13 protein-coding genes are annotated in these 19,290 nt (G+C 53.0%); 5 read left to right on the forward strand and 8 right to left on the reverse strand.

Features of this window, described 5'->3' with window-relative positions:
- Positions 1 to 6: 6 nt before the first annotated feature.
- On the reverse strand, positions 7 to 4,251 hold the full coding sequence (locus ACFSX3_RS06595; RefSeq protein ID WP_209993851.1) for an HNH/ENDO VII family nuclease: 4,245 nt from the start codon (positions 4,249 to 4,251) through the stop codon (positions 7 to 9).
- 153 nt (positions 4,252 to 4,404) lie between these two features.
- The gene (locus ACFSX3_RS06600; protein WP_209993869.1) at positions 4,405 to 7,227 is read right to left on the reverse strand and encodes a glycoside hydrolase family 3 C-terminal domain-containing protein; all 2,823 of its coding nucleotides are present in this window, start codon (positions 7,225 to 7,227) and stop codon (positions 4,405 to 4,407) included.
- A 276-nt stretch (positions 7,228 to 7,503) separates the two neighbouring features.
- Here ACFSX3_RS06600 and ACFSX3_RS06605 point away from each other — a divergent pair, with 276 nt between their 5' ends.
- Entirely contained in the window at positions 7,504 to 8,712 is a 1,209-nt protein-coding gene (locus ACFSX3_RS06605) for a sugar efflux transporter (protein WP_209993852.1), read from the forward strand.
- 235 nt (positions 8,713 to 8,947) lie between these two features.
- Here the strand turns inward: ACFSX3_RS06605 and ACFSX3_RS06610 are convergent, their stop codons facing one another.
- The 4 genes from ACFSX3_RS06610 to ACFSX3_RS06625 form a co-directional block, all read right to left on the reverse strand.
- Complete coding sequence (locus tag ACFSX3_RS06610; protein ID WP_209993853.1) at positions 8,948 to 9,646, reverse strand: SDR family oxidoreductase; 699 nt, start codon at positions 9,644 to 9,646, stop codon at positions 8,948 to 8,950.
- 27 nt (positions 9,647 to 9,673) lie between these two features.
- Entirely contained in the window at positions 9,674 to 10,138 is a 465-nt protein-coding gene (locus ACFSX3_RS06615; protein WP_209993854.1) for a VOC family protein, read from the reverse strand.
- A gap of 146 nt (positions 10,139 to 10,284) precedes the next feature.
- Positions 10,285 to 11,154: a metallophosphoesterase family protein gene (locus ACFSX3_RS06620; RefSeq protein ID WP_379312738.1), complete on the reverse strand. Its 870-nt coding sequence runs from the start codon at positions 11,152 to 11,154 to the stop codon at positions 10,285 to 10,287.
- Positions 11,155 to 11,232: 78 nt separating this feature from the next.
- Positions 11,233 to 11,814 carry a TetR/AcrR family transcriptional regulator gene (locus ACFSX3_RS06625; RefSeq protein WP_209993855.1) on the reverse strand — a complete coding sequence of 194 codons (582 nt, stop codon included), beginning with the start codon at positions 11,812 to 11,814 and terminating at the stop codon, positions 11,233 to 11,235.
- 299 nt (positions 11,815 to 12,113) lie between these two features.
- Between ACFSX3_RS06625 and ACFSX3_RS06630 the strand changes: the two genes are divergently transcribed.
- Both ACFSX3_RS06630 and ACFSX3_RS06635 read left to right on the forward strand, forming a co-directional pair.
- Complete coding sequence (locus ACFSX3_RS06630) at positions 12,114 to 13,544, forward strand: DHA2 family efflux MFS transporter permease subunit (RefSeq protein WP_209993871.1); 1,431 nt, start codon at positions 12,114 to 12,116, stop codon at positions 13,542 to 13,544.
- Between the two features lie 160 nt (positions 13,545 to 13,704).
- Positions 13,705 to 13,995, forward strand: a complete 291-nt coding sequence (locus tag ACFSX3_RS06635) for a hypothetical protein (RefSeq protein ID WP_209993856.1) — start codon at positions 13,705 to 13,707, stop codon at positions 13,993 to 13,995.
- A 44-nt stretch (positions 13,996 to 14,039) separates the two neighbouring features.
- Here ACFSX3_RS06635 and ACFSX3_RS06640 read toward each other — a convergent pair whose 3' ends face one another.
- Positions 14,040 to 14,381, reverse strand: coding sequence for a hypothetical protein (locus ACFSX3_RS06640; protein WP_209993857.1), 342 nt, complete (start codon positions 14,379 to 14,381; stop codon positions 14,040 to 14,042).
- Between the two features lie 195 nt (positions 14,382 to 14,576).
- Positions 14,577 to 16,955 (reverse strand): ABC transporter ATP-binding protein/permease, encoded by a 2,379-nt coding sequence (locus ACFSX3_RS06645; RefSeq protein ID WP_209993858.1) that lies wholly within the window; start codon positions 16,953 to 16,955, stop codon positions 14,577 to 14,579.
- Positions 16,956 to 17,170: 215 nt separating this feature from the next.
- Here ACFSX3_RS06645 and ACFSX3_RS06650 point away from each other — a divergent pair, with 215 nt between their 5' ends.
- Both ACFSX3_RS06650 and ACFSX3_RS06655 read left to right on the forward strand, forming a co-directional pair.
- Positions 17,171 to 17,845, forward strand: coding sequence for a response regulator transcription factor (locus ACFSX3_RS06650; RefSeq protein ID WP_209993859.1), 675 nt, complete (start codon positions 17,171 to 17,173; stop codon positions 17,843 to 17,845).
- Entirely contained in the window at positions 17,842 to 18,885 is a 1,044-nt protein-coding gene (locus tag ACFSX3_RS06655) for a HAMP domain-containing sensor histidine kinase (protein ID WP_209993860.1), read from the forward strand. The genes ACFSX3_RS06650 and ACFSX3_RS06655 overlap by 4 nt, the downstream gene beginning before the upstream one ends.
- Positions 18,886 to 19,290: the final 405 nt, after the last annotated feature.

A 19,290-nucleotide genomic window follows, 5' to 3' on the forward strand; every position in this document is an offset into this window, starting at 1 on the left:
CCTCCTTTATTGATTTGTTACACGCCATTTCCAATATTCACGAGTATCTACACCAAATTTGTTACGGTCAATAGGAAATTCAGGATTAGGCTTACTTCTACCATATTGACTATGCAATATATCTTGTCCGTATTTACCAACACCATGATATCTTGTGCTTGCCTCTACTAAAGGTCCCCTTGAATCTTGTCCTAGATGATGCAGGGTAGAAAAGCTACCATCATTTAATTGAGGTGCAAGTCCTTTTTTTGCAGCATCAGCATTTGTTTTACCGATAAAGTTAGCATCTCCAGCGTTACGAACATAATCCCAGTCAATATCGTTTCGCTGATATACAGCATAAGTTTGTTTAGTTCCTTTAGGTCTGATTGCTGTCCAGGGTACTTGTTCATGAGAGAATACGTTACCCTTCCCCCCAGCCCCACTCTCCCTTTTCTCCAGATACTGTTCAACCGCTCTGATCACAGGCACTAAAGCATCGAGATCTGACTTCGCTAAATCGTCTACCGGTGTTGCTCCGATCGTGGTAACGAATCCATTTAATTGATTGATCAGATCGCCAACGTTAACTCCAGAATCATCTTTCTTATTTTCGGGTTTTCCATTTTTATCCTTCTTTAATTTCTCTATCCGCTTCTCAAATCCCTTTATTATGACGGATAAAGGTTGTGGGTACTCACTAGCCATCACCACCACAGGCCCGCCGCCGCGCTTCTCAACCCAGAGCTGGTGGCTTTCTTTGCCGATTTTGAAGTTGACCAGCAAGCCGGCAATGGCGTTCTTTAGCTTCCCGGCACCCGCGACTACGAGATTCACTCCTGATTTCAAAAGCTTCTTGCCGAAGGCTAACAAGCGCGTATGCACACCGCCCTTGACGGTGCCGATGAAATCACCGGAACTTTCTTTTTTGGCAGTGCCCGCTTTTCCGCTGGCCTTGGGCTCTTCTTTTTTGCCTGAGCTGTTTTTCCCTGAGCTGTCTTTGCCAGAGCTGTCTTTACTGCCTCCACCCGATATTCCGGACAGATTGGCCAGCAGCTTCGTGCCGTTGCCGAAGACCTGATTGGTCTGCGACTGGGCTTCATCCACCAGTCCCGTTGCTCCTTCTGTGGCTTCGTCGATCAATCCGCCTACCTTGTCCACAGGCCCCTGAAGCGGCTGCAGCAGGCCCTGGACCGGGCTGGACGCTGCAATTTTGTTAATCAGCTTGTCTGCGAACGGAATATGCTGGCGGATCAGGTCAACCAGTGATTGGCCCGCCACGGCTTCAATCCCTTTGAATACGGCCTTAATCAGTGCTGACGGCGGATGGGTGATGATAAAATTCAGTACCATATCGACGGCTTTGTTAGCCAAGACTGACATAAGCTGGGCCGGTTTCCCTAGCAGCTGAACCTTTGCTTTAATACCGCCTGCGGCTTCGGTTACCTTCTCACGAATTCCCTTGAACAAGCCTCCAGCCGCTTCCTTCAGCTTGCCTGCCCCCTCACTCAGAGCCTCGGCAGGGTTCTTCAATACCTCCAGACCCTGAACCATACCGGCATACACCATGCTGAACGGGTTGAACCACGACTTGCCCGAGATGTTGATCACCGGTAGAGCCTTGTTAATCGCGCCAGCCACCTTGCCGACTGTCTTTTGCAGAATTTCGAACACGCCCTGAAGAAGCTGCAGCACCTTCATCAGCCCTTTTTCCTGGCTTCCGCCTTTCGGAGCCTTGCCCCCATCCTTGTCCTTCTCTTTGTCATCTCCCTGGCCCGTCTGTAATGGCTTCAGCTCACCGAACAGCCCCTTGACCAGAAACCCGCCCAAGCCCGCCGGATTCAGGAACTGCTTCAGATTCTGCACCTTGAAATTCCGCAGGGTGCCCACCACAGTCATGACTGTGTTGGCCTGACGCAGAAGCTTAGGGAGGGTCGAGGTCAGCCAAGTGACGATTTGCACCAGAACACTGCCTCCGCCCGTGGCAAAAGCGGCCGCAACCTCCGCAGCAATCTGGGCAACCTCCAGAGCCTTGCCGAAATTTATTTTGAACTCACCGCTTAGGAATTTCCCGATTCCCGTGAATATGCCGTTATACATGGACTGGACACCGGCGAACAGCTTATCCGCCGTTTTGCCCAAGAAATCCAGGGCGGCGCTGACCCCCTTCTTCAGGAAAGCAGCAGCCGTATTCACAGCTTGAACTGCCTTATTCACAGCACGGTCGATCCAGCTGTTAATCTTCTTGGCAATACCCGGGAAGCGGGCAAATATGGTATTAGCAATCCCCTTCAGCACGTTCCCGAAGACTTTAATGGCGCTGACAATCAGCTTCCGGCCGGCTTCAATCAGCCCAACAACCGCTTGCTTGGCTTTATCGAAAATAGCTTTGACAGCCTTCCGCAGCTGGGTGAAGAGGAAGTTCATGCCTTTTTGGATAGCCTCGCCGAGTTGCTTGCCCTTTTCCTTGATCCATTCCCAGGGGTTTTTAGCTTTTTTCTTGGGTTCGCCTTCGGCCTCACCTTGCTTTTGCTTCTCCTCAGCCTGGGTCTTCGTGTTCTTGTATTCCTGCCGGGATTCGGCTTCGGCAGCGGACAGCTTGCGCTTGACCTCGCCTTCCTTCTCATCCCTAATCCCGGTAATTTCCTTATTCTTCTCTGCTGCGGCTGCCCCTGCTTCACGGTCGTACTCCCCGCTGGTGGCCTTGATCTCTTCCTTCCACTGGGTCCGGTACCCCGAGACCTCCGCCTTGGCGGCAGTCTGCTCGTTTCGCTGCTTCTCGGACGCTTCGGCTTTCAGCCGTTCCACCTCTGCCTTTGTATCGCTTTGGGCAGTGGTGAGTCCGCTGTCAAACGGTTCTTTGCCTTTCTGGTATTCTGCCTGACGATTCACCATGTAGGCCTGAAGCGGACCCTCCAGATGAGGATTGAGGTAAGCGGCCACATCGGGCGGGATTACACCGGTGGGTTTCAGTTGAAAAGCTGGCGGCGCCACGGCGCGGATACCCTGCGCCGAGCGGAGAATGCCAGGGTCCGGCTTTGGCTGAATCCGCTCCTCCCCGAAATCCTGCCGGGTCTGCTCCAGCTCAGAAGCCTGTACAGTCTGCATATGCTGCTTGCCCTCTGCCCGAAAGCTCTCCACCTGGGATGGATCAGCTTCACCTGTCAGGCCCATCTCCGGCGGATTCGCTGCATACCTGCTTGCTTCCTCCATCATTCGATCCGGATCAGCATCCTCTGAGACTTGGGGAAAGCTGTTCATCCCTGCTGACGCCTTGACGCCTTGCTTGGCGCTCTGAAAAGCAGGCAGCTCGAAAGCGGGCACCGGATCTGCCGCTATCCGCTTCGCAGGATCGGCTTTGCCGGGCGCGATGCCGGTTGGAGTCGGAATGGCAGGCAGCGCCTTCTCAGCCTGCTGTCTTTGCTGCCCTAGCGCCTCACCGGAGACACCCACCGCCTGGGTATACGCCTTAGTGATTTCTGCGGGAGCAATGCTGCCGAGCTGCTGGATCACGCTGCCCGGATTATCGCCTTTAATATGTACAACCGGAGCTTTGGCTGTTGCCTTTCTGGCTTGCAGAGGCAAGGCAGAGGTCCGTGGACCTGCTGCTGCAGACTTCTGCCCTGGCGTAGCTGACTTGTCTGCAGACTTTTGCCCTCGCTCAACTGGTGTGACAGAGACCTTCCCTTCCTTATCAGCTTCCGGTTTGCTTTCCGGCTTCGTACTGAAGCTCACTTTCGCGGGAGGCTTGAGTCCACCTTCTCCTTCTAACCGGACAGATATAGCCCTCTCCTCTTTTCCACCCTTCTTTGCTTGTGCTTTGACTACAGCAGCCTTGACCTCTGTCGTCCCTCCCCGCATGTCTCCTGTTTGGGAGGTTTTCCTGAAGGCATGGATGGCCCGGGCCGCAGCTGGTTTTGCTGTGATTGGCGGAGACTTGATTCCAGCTGTTTTTTTAGAGCCTGATTCATTTACAATGGGTTTGTCTGCTTTCGCGCGGGTCTGTTCAGCCTTCTCAGGCTTGGTTCGCTTGCCTTGGTCCAGCAGCATAAGCGCACTCCGCAGGCCAATTACACCGCTGAGCAGATTGAACTCTCTAGAGCTTACAGTCTCCGGGGCAGTTCGAAGGCGGTGAGCCAGCTGGTTGAGCTCAAGCGGTGTTCGCAGCGGCGGCTTCAATGCCGCCTTGTCTGCGAGCGGGACTTGCGCCGGTCTTTTCTGGGTCACGCTCTGCGGCTCTGCCGGTTTATGCACTGCAATCTTGCTTGGCATAGAAGGTCACTCCCTGATTATTCCGTATACAAGTAATGGTATTTTCAGAGACTGATTCACAGCCAGTTCAACAAAAAAGCTTCCGAACCGCCCAAAGGGCAATCCAGAAGCTTTGTCCTATTCCATATCCGTAGTCCCGCAACGCAAGAACACCTACACCGTAAACTGCACCCGGCTGAGCAGAACCTCACCCTGCAAGACAAGATACACATCTGTGGTTCCGGCGTCTATATCCGCTATAGCGGACTGGCCATGCCACTGCTGAACGCTGCCGGATGGAACTACAAGTGTAGCCGCCAGCTTGCCGGACGGGCTGCCGGTCCGGACTTCAACCACGCCTCCCTGGACGGAGGATACCAGCATCTCGACGCCCGCTGCACCCTCTGCAAACCGGACATTATGGAAGGCGATCCATGCCCCTTCTTTCACCGGATGAACCGCAGCGCCGCCAGCCTTGCATTCATCGAGGAAGACGCTATCGTAATCATCGTAATTCTCAGCCTTAACTGGCGCATACAGATCACGCGGCGGAACGGTCTCGCCATGCACTCTGATGGTGGCGGACAGCCGGATATCTCCCGAGGAACGGCCTACCGTTAGCTGGTATTCCCCATCCTCCACACAGTACTGTTCGCGGCTGACGTCCCAGAAGGCGAGTTCAGCGGCGGGTAAGGTGAATGTGACCGTCTGCTTCTGCCCGGCGGCCAGCCGGATTTTGTCAAACCTCTTCAATTGCTTAAGCGGACGCCTGATCCGGGTGGACAAGCACTGGACATACAGCTGGACGACCTCGTCACCGTCAACGCTGCCACTGTTCTCAAGTTCCACGGTCAGACTGATATTACCGTCCTGCTGTACTTCCTCCGCTACCAGTGACATCTTGTTATAATTCACCTGCGCGTAGCTCAGACCGTGACCGAACGGATAGAGTGGTTCACCGTCGAAGTACATGTAGGTTCTCTTGCCTTTGATAATATCGTAGTCCATGAATTCAGGCAGCTGGCTGACGCTGCGGTACCAGGTCATATTCAGCTTGCCGGACGGGCTGTAATCGCCGAACAGGACATCTGCGACGGCATGGCCCAGCTCCTGTCCGCTATGCGAAGTGTACAGCACGGCCGGAATATGCTCGTCGATCCAGGTGGAGGAAATCGGATAGCTGCCGACGATCACCACGACGGTGTTCGGGTTGGCGGCATAAACGGCCTTAACCAGATTCTCCTGCTCTGCGGGCAGTACAATATCCGGCCGGTCAATCTCCTCCTTGCCGTTCAAGAGCGGATGGTTACCGACGAATACGACGGCAACCTCAGCGGCCCGGGCCGCTTCCACCGCTGCTTCTACGCCATTCACTACCAGTTGCTTATGGAAGATGCGTGCTTCGGAAGAGGACTCCTCTTCAGAGACGCAGAGGGTTCCGTCCTCAGCACTGATAACAAGCGGCTGATCATTCCAGGTACGCAGGCTGACGGTGCCTTCCCCCTCCTGAACCAGGTTCAGCGATTCCTTCACATACCAGCCATAGATTTCATCGGCGGAAGCGGTCAGTGTTCCGGCATCTGTCAGGGTAACATATTGCCCCCGGCTGGCGGATTCAAGGGTATGAGCAGTCCAGCCCCAAGCCGTATGGCGGAACATCTCCCCGCGCTCCGGCTGATCATGCAGCACTGCGAGCCGTCCGTCCTCACCTGTAAAACCCACGGCTTGTCCGCTGGCAGCGGAGGTCAGAATGATCCGGTCATCCCCGCTCTCGAAGGTGACCTGCTTGCCTGCCAGCTTCTTGATGATTCCCTGCAAAGGGGTCACCGCATATGGCAGCGTACCGGAATACCAGTCTCTGAACGCTTCGTCCCCCAGCGGGCCGATCACAGCGACCTTGGACAACGAGGCTGCATTCAGCGGAAGGGCTGCGTTGTCGTTCTTCAGCAGCACGATGGATTCCTTCGCGGCTTCGAGCGACAGCTCGCCATGCGCTTTGCTGAGAATGGCTGAGTCGTCTATCTTCGTATACGGATTGCCTTCCTCCGGGTCGAACTCACCGAGCCGGAAGCGGATGCGGAAGGTGTTCGCCAGCGCGCGGTCCAGATCCGCCTCGGTCAGCAGACCTTCACGGAGCGCCTCGTGAATCACCTTAATGGTCTCCTCTGTCTCTTCGGTCACACTGTCTATGCCGTTCTTGATGGATTCCGCCATGGACTGGGCGAAGGAATCATAATACTTATGGTCCTTCACAATGCCGAACAGGTCTCCGGCATCACTGACAATGAAGCCGTCCATCTCCCATTCGCCCTTCACAATCTCCATTACCGCCGGATGGAGGATAACCGGCACGCCGTTCACGGAGTTGTAGGCGGTCATCATGGATTGTGCACCGCCTTCCTTGAAGGCAGGCTTGAAGGCTTCCAGATAATATTCGCGCATATTGCGCGGGTCAATGCTGGACGAAGCCACGCCCCGGTCAATCTCATTATTGTTCCCGAGGAAATGCTTCAGGGTCGCTACCGCTTTCAGATACACCGGGTGATCGCCCTGAATTCCCTGGACAAGCGCTGTACTCAGCCGGCCTGTCAGCTCAGGGTCCTCCCCGTAGGCTTCCTCTGTTCTCCCCCAGCGCGGGTCCCGTTCCATATCCACAGTCGGTGCCCACAGAGTCAAGCCGTTAACCGTGGGATTCTTGCGGTAAAAGGCTCTGGCCTCATCCCCGATCGCCGAGCCGATTCTCTGCAGCAGCGCCGGGTTCCAGGTACAGGCGAGGCCGCTTGGCTGCGGGTACGAGGTGGCTTTGCCCAGCCAGGAGATCCCGTGTGCGCCCTCCGTCCCATGCTTGTAACCGCCTACACCCAGCCGTTCAATTTCAGCCTGATATTGCGGCATCAGACTGACCTTCTCCGCCAGCGTCAGCCGGGAGAGCAGATCCTGAACACGTTCATTTAATGGCAATTCAATTTGTCTAAAAGGATACGTAGCAGCGTCCATATGTAATCTCTCCTTCATTTTTCATGATAACGGTTTCATCTCCAGCCAAGCCCAGCGTCCTGTTGCCTCCGCACAGCCCGGCTGTCCTATCCTCCTCCATCTTAGAAGATCTTCCCTGACAATAACACCAGAACAATTGGCCCAAAAACCAGTTCATTATTAGGGATTCCGTATGGTATAGATGCTAATCAGACACATCATATGCTATTGACGTTATACTATAATTAAATCAAAGAGAAGACTACAAGCGATGCTGAAAGGAAGTCCACACACTCTATGCTCAAAAGAACCTATGCTCTGCTCCTCATTCCAAGCTATCCTATATTCCTGCTCTGCATGCTGTTCCAGGGAATGGCCATCTCTATCAGCGCCCCGTTCCTGGCGGTCTACTTCACAGAAGAACTCGGCGTCACCGCAGGAACCTTCGGTATTTTCACAGCGGTGACCCTCCTTAGCGGGGTAGCCTTAAGCATGTTCATTGCCAAGCGCTCCGACGCCGGGTTGAACCGCCGCAGGCTGATGGTGATCTGCATGATGTTCAACGCGGTTGCTTTTGCCGGATACATATTCATTCATGACTTCTACGTGCTGCTGGCCTATATGACAATATTCACCGCAGCCGGCGCCCCGGCGATGCCGCAATTATTCGCCAGTGCCAGAGAAGCTGTGAGCGCCAGCAGTTCTCCTGATCATGCCTTGGCCAACTCAGCCCTGCGCTCGATGTTCTCCCTTGGCTTCATCAGCGGCCCGCTGGTTGGAGCCGCGCTCCTGAGCCGCTTCGGATTTCAGGGGATTTTCTCAGCGACGACACTGATCTTCCTGATTAATGCTCTTCTGGTGTTTAGTTTCGTACGCCCTTCAGCTGCTAAGCAGCCTCAACAGCGTGTCCAGCAATTAGCCGGACTGCAGCGGAACGCTAGGGTGATGATTCCTTTTCTCATCCTGACTCTGCTCTATACCGGACACTGGGCTAATAGTCTAAATATCTCCTTGTTCATTGTCAATACACTGGGAGGTACAACACAGAATGTAGCTTCGGTGGCCAGTATCTGCGCGTTAATGGAGATTCCGTTCATGCTGGTGCTGGGGCTGCTGTCAGCCAAATACGACAGCAAGGTGCTGCTGGGCTGGGGAATGGTAATGGGAGGCATCTATTATGCGCTGGTGATCGGAGTGGGTGAGCTGTGGCAGCTCATCGCCGGACAGGTGCTGCTGGCTTTTTTTGTCGCTGTAATCTCTGCGATTGGCATCAGCTATATTCAGGATCTGCTGCCGGATCATCCCGGCTATGCCTCCACGCTGTACACCAATGCTACAACCATCGGCAGACTGGCCGGAAGCCTGGCGGGAGGAGCCGCAGCCCAGTGGTTAGGATACCGCCATTCCTACCTGCTCTGCGTAGTTCTGGTAGTCTGCTCACTGGGACTACTGCTCTGGCCCCGCCGCTCTCCGGACGAGAAAATCACAACTCCACTCGCCTCATGACAGGTGAAGTGCTGTGCATAGTAGTAGGGCATCAGATATAAATTTATGGATTGGATCAGTAAGAGGAAACCACCTACAATTTTTATTCGGTTTTTCACATACATTAGGCCCGACACCTTCGCGCAAGTACATTGTATTCGGTTTTTCACATACAATTTGTCCCAATGACTTCACTCTTTTAAAACTTCAGGTCTCATCATGCCCAACCACAATTTAAAGACTGATGCTGTTCTAGCTAGATATCCATATCCTCACCCGTGTAATCCACGAATCTAAAGTGGCCGGATGGCTCGGCTTTCTGCCCGATCAGGTCCAGAATGCCTTCGGCACTGGTGCGTGGGGGAAGCGGTGCCTTAGCTCCGCCCATATCGGTAGGCATCCAGCCGGGATGGACGCTGAGCACATGGATGCCGCGATCCTTCAGTGTGACATGGAGCTTCTGCGTGAACATATTGAGCGCAGTCTTGGAGATCGTATACGGATAGCTGCCGGGGTAAGCATTGGTGATACTGCCTGCCTCTGATGAGATATTGATGATCGAAGCATCCGGCCCGGTCAGCAGCGGCAGAAGGTGCTTGATGACCCGCATCGGCCCGTACAGATTGATATCCATGGCACGCTGCATCTCTTCTATATCCAGCGCTTCAAGTGCGGTGTCCGTGGCATTCAGCACTGCGGCATTATTGATGATGACGCCGAGCGTCCGGGCCTGCTCTGTCAGGCTGGCAGCAAGCGCTGCTATTCCGGCCTCGTCCGTCACATCAAGTGTCACGAGAGTCAGCTTGTCCCCATGTACTGCCGCCAGATCAGCTAATGCTGCCTGCCCGCGCGTCAGATCCCGCACCCCGGCAATAACAGCATGTCCACGCTCCAGCGCAGCCGCCGTCAGCTCAAGGCCCAATCCGCGTCCGGCCCCCGTAATTAGAATATTCATTGTATAATTCCTCCTGTCGTAATTCTATTATTGTTCGTTATCGTTGTCATTCTCCAGCAATTCCAGCACTACCTTCAATTCCTTGAACGTATCCAAGTAGGCATACCGTCCGCCGATATATTCGCCCTTCTGCTGGAGCGGGAATCCCTTGCCTTCGAGCAGCATGATCTTGTCCTGCATTCCTTCCACCACAAACGCAATATGGTGAGGCCCTTCCCCGTGCTCATTCAGATAATCGCGCCAGGTGCTCGGCTGATGGTCCGGTTCAATCAATTCCAGCTGTAATGAACCCATGTCGAAAAAAGCAAGCTTCGCCCGTGCCTCACTCGCCTCACCATTATAGTGAGTCTGCGCAATGTCTGCCGCATCGGTTATGCTGATCTGCGGCTTGTCCAGTCCGAAGAAGTCCGCATACGCCTGACTCACCTTCTCGATATCGTGGACCAGAATCCCAATCTGTGTCATGAAGTGATTTCCAAGTAATCCTGACATTCGGTTCTGCCTCCTTTATCTGCTGACCAGACAACCATACCCAACCCATGAAAGGGCTGTCAAGTTCTCCGCCAAGACGCTGCCCAAAAATAAAGAGAATGTCTTCACGACATTCTCCCGCCGCTATGCCCCATTCACTTAGCCCCTCAGTGCGCGATATAAGCCTCGACTTTATAACCTGACCCGCTGCTGGTTAATGTGGCGTTATAATACCCCATGTTCTCGCCCTGCTTGCATTTGTAGTCCCCGGAGCAGCCGGTGACGAAGAATTTCGTCCTGGTGTATCCCGGATAGATGTTGATCAGCTTCCGGTAGAATTTATGACCATGATGCGTGAAGATCGCCAGCACCTTCTCTCTGGCTTTTGCCGGAATGGCCGTGAAGAACTTGGAGGTCTCGGCCGCGCTGAGCACATGGCTGAAATCCACCGTAATGCCCTGCACCCGGAGCGGCCAGTGGAAATCAATAATATAGAAATACCTGTCATCCAGATTCCGCAGCAGATTGAGGCTTGCCGGTGTGAACTGGCCCAGTGCGCAATCCAGCCATACATATCTCACCTTGCCCTGCGTTCCCGGGAAATTCATCTGTCCGCCCACCGCCCCTAAATACTGGGTGAACAACGACCGTGTGCTGGCCTCCCAATTCCCGATCGACGCCTTGTAAGGGATGCTTCCCAGCGTACTGGTAACGGTGTCCTTGAATTCCTTATAGTACGTCCCGGCGTTATTCCCGTGATTCGCTCCCGCCTGAGTGTTATCTCCCCCGAAGATGATAAAGCGTTTGTTCCCGCTGCTCACCGCCTTGGGCAAAAGACTCTTAAAAATGCTCAAGCTGTTGCCATATCCCACATGACTATCTCCAAATACCGCAAATTCAATCGTCTGCGCCTTAATTCTGCGCTTCACTCCGGGTACAGCCTGCTGCTTGGAGGGAAACACCCACTTCCGTAACGGTCTTGCCCGCCTCTTCATCTCGAACCACCCCACCCCATCATTAATAGCTTCAGAATACATAGTAGTCCCTACTATTTATATGCATGAGGAATTGGCTGCTCTTGGACCAGTGAGTCCATTAATGAATGCTTCCGGCAATCACTTCGCCCGCAGCGAAGTGATCTGCTTGGCCAGATACTGCGGCGTATACGGCATATCCTCCCGGAGCCAGGCGATGATGGTACCAATGAGGGCCGCCGAGCCGTACCACACAGCGATATCCTTCTGTACCGTTACTTCCGAAGCGTCATGCGCGGTAACCCTGCTCTCCACCCGTGCAGCAATAATATCCGCCATCAGTTTAAAAAGCCGGTCAGTAAATATCGTACTCTTCCGGGACGTAAGCACGATTTTGTAGAATTTGGCGTTCTCTGCAATATGCACAAGCAGGTGCTCCAGCATCGGCCACTTCTCTTCTTGTCCGGCTTCCGTAAAGTCCGTATCGTCTCTCACCACTTCCAGAACCTCCTCCGCCATATCATCCGCCATTTTCTCCAGCATATCCGGGATATCCCGGTAATGCAGATAGAAGGTCACACGGTTAATTTGGGCCCGCTGCGCAAGGCGGTTGACGGTGATTTTCTCAATGCTCATCTCTTCCATCAGCTCAATCAGAGCCTCTTTGAGGAATTGGCGTGTACGAAGGACGCGCGGATCTGTCCGCTGGGGGGGATTCGTCATTTCTATTCTCTCCAATCTGCTACTGCCCAAGAGCAGGCTACAATTTCAGTCATAAGTGTCGTTTTTCAACCACATATACTACACATATCCCCGAAGTGTAAACTAATTTACATTTTTCCGAAAATCGTTGCTTGATTACATGAAATTTTCATTTATAATCTAATTTATACATTGTAAACTATACGACACATTGTAAATTTAGTCCATGAGTTGGCGGTTTGAAAGGATGGCGAATAGTGAGTAACAAGACAGCAATCAAAGAAGTCCCGTCCATTCCCAAGGGACCTATTCTTTTCGTAATGATTCTGGGTGCCTTTCTGGCTACGCTGAATCAGACTATCATGAGTGTTGCAACACCGGAGCTGATGCATGACTTCAATATTACGGCGGCCACGGCCCAGTGGCTGACTACCGGCTATATGCTGGTTAACGGTGTGCTGATTCCCATTACGGCCTATCTGATGCAGCGCTTCACTACACGGGAGCTGTTCCAGGCCTCCATGTTTATTTTCTTTGCGGGTACCCTTGTATCAGCGCTCGCAGGCAGCTTCCCGGTGCTGCTTACCGGACGGATGATTCAGGCTGCCGGTGCCGGCATTATTATGCCGCTGCTCACCCAGGTTATTTTAACCCTCTTCCCGCGTGAAAAAAGAGGAGCCGCCATGGGGATGGTCGGGCTCGCCATCATCTTCGCCCCGGCCATCGGCCCTACGCTGGCCGGATATATTATGGAGCGTTATTCTTGGGAGATGATGTTCTACGGCATGCTTCCGCTCACGGTTATGGTCATCGTATGCGGTTTTATTTATCTGAGAAATGTGGCTGAGCGTTCTTTTCCCAAAATCGACATTACCAGCGTGGCCCTGTCCACCATCGGATTCGGCACCCTGTTATACGGCTTCAGCCGGGCAGCCAGCGCTGGCTGGTCTAGCGCAGAGGTGCTATTGTCGCTGGCCGCTGGCGTCATATCGCTCGGATTATTCATATGGAAGCAGCTCAAATCCGAGAGCCCGCTGCTGGATCTGCGCGCCTTCCAATATAATATGTTCTCCTTGACCACCGTCATCAGTGTGGCGGTTACGATTGTGATGTATGCGGATATGATGCTGCTGCCGCTCTATCTGCAGAATGCCCGCGGCTTCACCGCTATGGAATCCGGCCTGCTGCTGATGCCCGGCGCAGTGATTATGGGCGCGCTGATGCCAATCACCGGTAAGCTGTTCGACCGCTTCGGCGCGAAATGGCTCGCCATTATCGGCCTGACGATCACTATTCTGACTACATTCAGCTTCGTGAATCTTACAGACTCGACAAGCTACGGTTATTTGATGCTGATGTCCACCGGCCGCCGGATCGGAATGGCCCTGCTGCTGATGCCTATTCAGACCCTCGGGCTGAATCAACTGCCCTCCAGGCTGAATTCCCATGGTACAGCCATCTCCAATACCGTAAGGCAAGTCGCTGGCGCAGTAGGTACTTCTCTATTGGTCACCGTGATGACCAGCCGTACTGCCACTCACTTCCAGGATATCGCAGCCAGCGGCGGAACTGCCGGCGAGACTCAGCAGCATATGCTAATGGAGGCTTCCATCCAGGGCATTAACGATTCCTATCTGGTTATTGTGGGCATCGGAATTATCGGGCTCTTACTCTCCTTCTTCATTCAGCAGGTGGGTCAGGCCAAGGAACCGGCCCTGAAGCAGCAAGCCGTTATCGCCGAGGAAGTCTAGGGAGAGCGCCTGATGTTTTGCTATTTCATAGGCTGCATACAGAAGAAGACCCGTGGAGCGTACTCCATGGGTCTTCTTCCGTATCTCGCATATACTTAGCGCTTATAGTACAATGATATCCTGAATGCTAATTATATTAAGAAAAGTAAGAGGTGTCCGAATGGCTATCAGCTTCACGAAATCAATGCTTAACCGCCTGACTCAGGAAATCACAGAGATGGAAGCCGGTATGACAGAGCTGCAGAAGAAGACCCGCAAGACCACACTCAAGATCAACCAGCTGGAAAAAGACTGCAAGCTAAGCTCATCCCCAAGCTCCCTCAGCAGTAAAATGAGCCGTATCACCAAGCTTCAGGCCGAACTCAAAAAAATCTCCCAGCAGCAGTTAGAGCTGTCCAAGGAGATTAACAAAAAGAAAACCTTACGCGCCCAGCTGCCTTCTGCGGAGTAATCCCAGACTGCTGCTCCGGCTACTTCCAAAGCAAGCGGCTGCCGTTATCTTGAGGAACTTAGCCGGGCACGCATCCAGATTAACAGGTAAATGACGCATAAGAGAATCCAAAAGCCATTAGCGAATATACTCTGCTCCAGAACTACGGACAGTAGAACATGGTACACGCAAGTGAACACCAGCAGTGACACTAACCCTACCGTCATCGTTCTGCCGGATACCTGCTGCGGAAGACTGATTTTGGAAAGAAAATATGCAGCGGCTACCGCTACAGTGATCGATAATATGATTCTCAGATTCTGATTCTCCAGCACATCGTGCAAGGTAATGATTGCCGCCAGCATAAGTAAACCCGCAATAACCTGCAACTTGCCTCTGGTCTTCATTTGATCCCTCCTGGGTACATGATTAAATCTCTAATTCCTGTTATTTTATCCCACAATCTCCCTGTTCGTCTGTGATCTATGGCAATTTATCTTGCAGAAATAAAATGCAGAAAGAACCAAAGGAACGGATTCCCTTGGTTCTTTGTTATTTCGTCGTTTCGTTATTTCTGTCTAGCTGATCTGGACTACGGCTGGTTATTCACTGCGCAGGGCAGTCACCGGGTCCTTCTTCGCCGCCATCTTAGCCGGAACAGCTCCTCCGAGCATAGTCAGCAGGACGCTGATGACACCAAGAATGAGCGCGTGAAGCGGGTTCAGCTGGGCGACATTTTTCAGCTCCGTCAGGTTGTAGAGGATTGCATTGACCGGGATGGTGAGCAGATAAGTGATGCCGATGCCCAGAATCCCCGAGCAAGCCCCGATAATGAAGGTCTCGGCATTGAACACCCGCGTGATATCCTTCTTACGGGCACCCAGTGCACGCAATACGCCGATCTCCTTCGTACGTTCCATCACGGAAATATACGTAATGATCGCAATCATGATCAGGGATACCACCAGGGAAATCGCCGCAAAAGCAATCAGCACCATCGTAATCCCGTCCATAATTCCGCCGGAAATATTCGTCACAATCGCCGCAAGGTCGGTGTATTGCACCTGATCCTCTGCCGCTTTGCCTTCATTCCATTTGTCCAGATAAGCATTTACGGATTCCTTCGCACTGAAATCAATCGGATAGAGCGAGACTGCGCTTGGAATATCAGTCGCCCCCAGCGCTGCAAGAGCATTCTCCTTCGTGGGCGCGGCCATACTGGCGGCTGCACTCTGCCCCGCATTCATGATGGGAGGCCCGCCCATCGGGCCGGTTGAACCCGTACCTGTGAGGCCATCTGATAATCCCTGCCCCGTTAACACATTGATATCTGCCTTCTCTTGGGCCAGGACAATCTCGGATTTATGCGCATCGGCAATGAAGGAGGCTGCCAGTTCATCCGAGTAGACCAGACCGGGCGACAGCGTTGAGATTGTCGACCCTTCCTGTGCGCGCAGCACACCTACAATGTTAAGCGTAACTGCCTTGGGGCTGTTATAGAGGTCCTTCAGATTCCCTCCGGCTGCATTGACCACAAACTGTTCGCCATTCTTTTTATAGTAGTCATTGTTATTAATCAGCTTCAGCTGTGTTCCGACCAGATCGCTCAGATTGATGCTCTTGGCTTCATAATCCAGCCCGAGCGCATCCACTGCCGCATTGGTCAGACGGTTGTATTGATCGACAATGAGCACCAGATCCGTCTTCTCTGTAGGGAACTTTCCCTCCAGCAGATCATAGTACTGCTCCAGGTAGCTTCCCGAGTCACTGCCCTGTTTGCTCGGATAGGGAGCTACAGTAATCTTGCTTTTATCCAGCGCTGCCGCCTTGTCCCCGTCCTTCACCAGCCAATTCATATTCACACTGCGGGTATAGGAGACGCCGTCCAGCAGCTTGGGATCGATCCCCTCCAGATACTGCATATACTCCTTGGTCAGCACATTCATATGCATGGCTGAGTTCACAGTCGGGTCGTATGGGAAAAGCTTTTTATCTGCCGGGTATGAAGTAAGCTCTGTATTCTCTTTGCCGGGAGGGCTTGCATTCTGCAGATTGACCGCCGTCTGATTGATGGAGATCGGGAAGTTGGATAAGGCCCCGGTTTCATAGGAGCTGATCTGCTTATCGAAGCCATTGGACAGGGACAGGATCAGGGCAATACCGATAATCCCGATACTTGAGGCAAAAGCGGTCAACCCCGTACGCCATTTCTTGGTGGCAATGTTTTTGCCGGATAATTTCAGCGCTGTGAAAAAGCTCATGCTTGTCTGCTTCAGCTTGTACGCACTTGAGGTCTTCTGCGTAACCAGCGGATTGCTGTCCGAGATCGCATGACCGTCTGAGAAGCGGATAACACGGTCTGCATAATTCTCCGCCAGCTCCGGGTTATGGGTAACCATGATGACGAGCTTATCCTCGGCAATCGACTTGATCAGCTCCATGATCTGCTCACTGGTCTCTGAATCCAAGGCGCCGGTAGGCTCATCAGCCAGGATGATATCCGGATTGTTCGCGAGCGCCCGGGCGATGGCTACACGCTGCATCTGTCCGCCGGAGAGCTGGTTCGGCTTTTTGTGCACATGATCCTTAAGGCCGACCTTCTCCAGAACCTCCAGCGCCTTGCGGTGCTTCTCGGCTGAAGATACCCCGCTTAGCGTCATCCCCATCTCCACATTGTCTGTGATGCTTAAGTGCGAGATCAGATTATAGCTCTGAAAAATAAAGCCGACACTGTTATTGCGGTACGCATCCCACTCGCTGTCCTTGAAGCGCTCCGTCGATTGACCGTTAATGATCAGCTCTCCGCTGTCATACTGATCCAGTCCGCCGACGATATTGAGCAGCGTGGTCTTGCCCGATCCGCTCTGGCCCAGAATCGCGACGAACTCACTTTCTCTGAAATTGAGATTTACTTTATCCAGTGCGACTTGAGTGAATTCGCCTGTCTTATAGCTCTTGGTAATGTTTTTTAATTGCAGCATTGTCCAGTCTCCCTTTCCATTCCTATACTCTTATTCTCTGTAGGTGCGACGCACTTCCTGTCCTGCTGTTCCCCAGTATAATCGTCCAATATAAACTAAACCTAAACTCCCGGTTGAGATTAAGTTGATCTTGGTGAGGTATACTGGAATAATCTATAAAGCAACTATACACGCTATACGTTCTATAACATGGAACCGTTCCAGGAGGAGAACCTATGTTTACTATTCTTGTAGTAGAGGATGACGCCAAGCTGCGGCAGCTCTTCTGTACTGTACTGACCAGACACGGCTACCGAGCGGTTCCGGCTATGAATGGCGAGGATGCGCTGGAGATGTTGGATAAGGAATATATCGATCTGATGATCTGCGATATTATGATGCCTGTGATGGACGGCTTCGAGCTGACACGGATGCTTCGGGACAACAACAGTCAGCTTCCGGTCCTGATGGTGACGGCGCGGGAGACTTTTGCCGATAAGCAGCAGGGCTTCCTCGTTGGCATCGATGATTATATGGTCAAGCCGGTCAATGTGAATGAGATGATCCTGCGTGTCGGAGCGCTGCTGCGCCGGGCTAAAATCATCAGTGAACGCAAGATCGAATGGAGCGAAACCGTGCTGGATTATGATACGCTAACTGTGATTCAGGGACCGGAGAGCATCGTGCTGCCGCAGAAGGAATTCTATCTCCTCTATAAAATGATCTCTTATCCGAATAAAATTTTCACCAAGCAGCAGCTCATGGATGAAATCTGGGGGATGGACTCCGAGTCGGATGAGCATACGGTGGTGGTTCACATTAACCGGCTGCGTGAGCGTTTCAGGGATAATCCGGATTTTGAAATCGTCACGGTCAGAGGGCTTGGCTATAAGGCGGTGAAGCAGGGATGATTCGGGGAAGAGACAAGGGGCTATGGTGGTATTTCGTCTCAATGGTGTTCGTGATCATTCTGTTCTTTGTCTTCATCCTGGGAGTCATAGCCTTCCTGTATTACCGGCTGGGCAATCATACCAGGGAGCACGGCAATCCGTTTCCGCCCGTTCTGACGATGATGCTGTTCAGCCTGGTCGTCGGGACCACGATCACTATCATGGTAGGCAAGAAGATCCTGGCCCCGATTACAGACTTCAGCAAGGCAGCCAAAGAGATTGCAGACGGCAATTTCAATATCTATCTGAATGAGTCCCACCGGATCAATGAGATCAGTGAGGTGGCACATCATTTCAACCTTATGGTTCAGGAGCTTCGCAGCATCGAGACCCTCCGCAATGACTTCGTCGTGAATGTGTCTCACGAATTCAAGACGCCCATTGCAGCGATTGAAGGGTACGCCATGCTGCTGCAGGAGGAGAATCTGAGCAAGTCGGAGCATGACGAGTACACCGGAATGATTATTGAGAGCTCACGGCAGCTGTCCAATCTGTCCGGTAACATTCTCAAGATATCCAAGCTGGAGAACCAGGAGATGCTCTCAGAGCTGGCCGAATATCCGCTGGATGAGCAGCTCCGCCAGGCGCTGCTGCTGCTGGAATCCCTCTGGTCCGTCAAGCAGCTAAATCTGGATATTGAGCTGGATGAGCAGCGGTATTATGGCAACGAGGAGCTGATGATGCAGGTGTGGCTCAATGTACTGGGCAATGCGATCAAGTTCACGCCGGAGGGCGGAACGATCTCAGTCACGCTCCATTCAGACGGAGAATGGATCTCGGTGCTCATCGCGGACACCGGCATCGGCATGACCCCGAAGGTGCGCAAGCACATCTTCGAGAAGTTCTACCAGGGCGACCCCGCCCGCGCGGCCGGCGGCAACGGCCTCGGCCTGCCGCTAGCCGCGCGCATCATCAGCCTGAGCAAAGGCACCATTGAGGTGCGCAGCGAGCCCGGCCAGGGCTCCGCTTTCACGATCAAGCTGCCTGGGGGCGGGGCTTGAGGGGTTAGCCGTGGGGCTGCTTGCGGCGAATTCAGGGGCACTAATGCCTCTCATTTCCGCTTGCCGCCAACTTTCGCCGCATTCAGGGGCGCTTGTGCCCCTCATTTCCGCTCGTCGCCCGCTTTCGGCTAATTCAGGTGCACTTGTGCTCCTCATTTCCGCCTACCGCTCACTTTCGGCTAATTCAGGTGCACTTGTGCTCCTCATTTCCGCCTACCGCTCACTTTCGGCTAATTCAGGTGCACTAATGCCCCTCATTTCCGCTCGCCGCCGGCTTTCGGCTAATTCAGGTGCACTTGTGCCAATGTCATTAAGTTAAGATGCAGAGTCAAAAAACAACAAAAGAGCAGGTTATCGAAAAGATAGCCTGCTCTTTTTCTGTACAAAAAAATCTTGACAATCCGT

Source organism: Paenibacillus rhizoplanae (assembly GCF_042684125.1).
Classification (GTDB): domain Bacteria; phylum Bacillota; class Bacilli; order Paenibacillales; family Paenibacillaceae; genus Paenibacillus_AQ; species Paenibacillus_AQ rhizoplanae.